The sequence below is a fragment of the Kitasatospora sp. NPDC097643 genome, assembly GCF_040302625.1.
GTDB lineage: Bacteria > Actinomycetota > Actinomycetes > Streptomycetales > Streptomycetaceae > Kitasatospora.
Genome location: NZ_JBEOSA010000162.1, coordinates 1 through 2,015, shown reverse-complemented (window position 1 = coordinate 2,015; position 2,015 = coordinate 1). Strand labels below are relative to the sequence as shown.

Annotated in this window: 1 protein-coding gene; it reads left to right on the top strand. The window is 72.6% G+C overall.

Going from position 1 to position 2,015, the window contains the following annotated elements; translation table 11 throughout:
- A partial coding sequence (locus ABTY15_RS39580; RefSeq protein WP_350607619.1) for a type I polyketide synthase occupies positions 1–2,015 on the top strand: 2,015 nt, incomplete at both ends.

Genomic DNA, 2,015 nt, shown 5'->3' with positions numbered 1-2,015 from the left:
AAGTCGAACCTGGGTCACACCCAGGCGGCGGCGGGTGCGGCCGGTGTGATCAAGATGGTGCTGGCGATGCAGCACGGCGTGCTGCCGCAGACCCTGCACGTGGGCGAGCCGTCCTCGCACGTGGACTGGTCGGCCGGCGCGGTGGAGCTGCTCACCGAGGCCCGTCCCTGGCCGGAGAACGGGCGGGCGCGCCGTTCGGCGGTCTCCTCCTTCGGCTTCAGCGGGACCAACGCGCACATCATCCTGGAGCAGGCACCCGCCGAGGAGCCGGTGCCGGTCGCCGCGGGCACGGGTGCGCCGTTGCCGCTGGTGATCTCGGGCAGGTCGGAGGAGGCGCTGCGCGGGCAGGCCGGCCGGCTGCGGGAGTTCGTGGCGGCGCGTCCCGACGTGGAGGTGGCCGACGTGGGGCTGTCCCTCGCGACCACGCGCTCCTCGTTCGAGTGGCGTGCCGGCCTGGTGGCGGGCGACCGTACGGAGCTGTTGGCGGCGCTGGAGGCGTTGGCGAGCGGCGCGTCGTCGGAGACGGTCGGTGCACCGACCGGTGGGCGGACGGCGTTCCTGTTCACCGGTCAGGGCAGTCAGCGGGTCGGGATGGGCTTGGAGCTGTCGGAGGCTTTCCCGGTGTTCGCGGCGGCGTTCGACGCGGTGTGTGCGGAGTTGGATCCGTTGGTGGATCGTCCGCTGCGCGAGGCGATCGTGGATGCGGGGCTGATCAATGAGACGGGGTACACGCAGCCGGCGTTGTTCGCGTTGGAGGTGGCGCTGTTCCGGCTGGTCGAGTCGTGGGGTGTGCGGCCGGACTTCCTCACGGGTCATTCGATCGGCGAGCTGGCCGCCGCGCACGTGGCGGGCGTCTTCTCGCTGGCGGACGCATGCAGGCTGGTGGCGGCGCGCGGTCGGCTGATGCAGGCGCTGCCGCGCGGCGGCGCCATGGTGGCCGTCCAGGCGGCGGAGGCCGACGTGCTGCCGCTGCTGACGGCCGAGGTGGGCATCGCTGCCGTCAACGGGCCGGCGTCGGTGGTGATCTCTGGCACCGAACAGGCCGTTCTGGACGTCGCGGAGAAGCTGGCGGCCGACGGCTGCCGGATCAGGCGGCTCACCGTCAGCCATGCGTTCCACTCGCCGCTGATGGACGGCATGTTGGCGGAGTTCCGCGCCGTGGCCGCTGAGTTGGCGTTCGCGGAGCCGCGGATCCCGATCGTGTCGACGCTCACCGGCTCGCTCGTGTCGGCCGAGCTCGCCGACCCGGAGTACTGGGTGCGGCACGTCCGCGAGGCCGTCCGCTTCGCCGACGCGGTGCACGTGCTGGAGGCCGAAGGTGTCCGGACGTTCCTGGAGCTGGGCCCGGACGGCACGCTGAGCGCGATGGCGCAGCACTGCCTCACCGAGGAGAGTGACACCTTCCTCACCCCCGTGCTGCGCCGCGATCGGTCGGAGGCGGAGAGCTTCACGACTGCGCTGGCCCGGCTCCAGGTGCGCGGCGCCGCGGTGGACTGGCACGCCGTGTTCGCGGGCACCGGCGCCCGCCGGGTGGATCTGCCCACCTATGCCTTCCAGCACGAGAACTACTGGCCGCGGGTCAGGCCCGGGCTGGTCGGGGACGTGCTCTCCGCCGGCCTGGCGAACGCCGACCATCCGCTGCTCGGCGCCTCGTTGGCGCTGGCCGATGCGGACGGCCACCTCTTCACCGGGCGGCTCTCTCTGGACGCCCACCCCTGGCTGGCGGACCATGCCGTCGCCGGCACGGTGCTGCTGCCCGGAACGGCCATGGTGGAGCTCGCGGTTCGGGCCGGCGAGCAGGTCGGCTGTCCGCTTTTGGAGGAGCTGACGCTGGAGGCGCCGCTGATCGTGCCCGAGCAGGGAGCGGTGCAGCTCCAGGTGTCCGTCGGTGCTCCCGAGGAGTCGGGTCACCGGACGATCGCCGTGCACTCCCGGCCTGCGGAGGGTGCCGATGACGTGCTCTGGACGCGGCATGCGGTGGGTCTGTTGGCGCAGGAATCGGCTGCTGGTGGCGA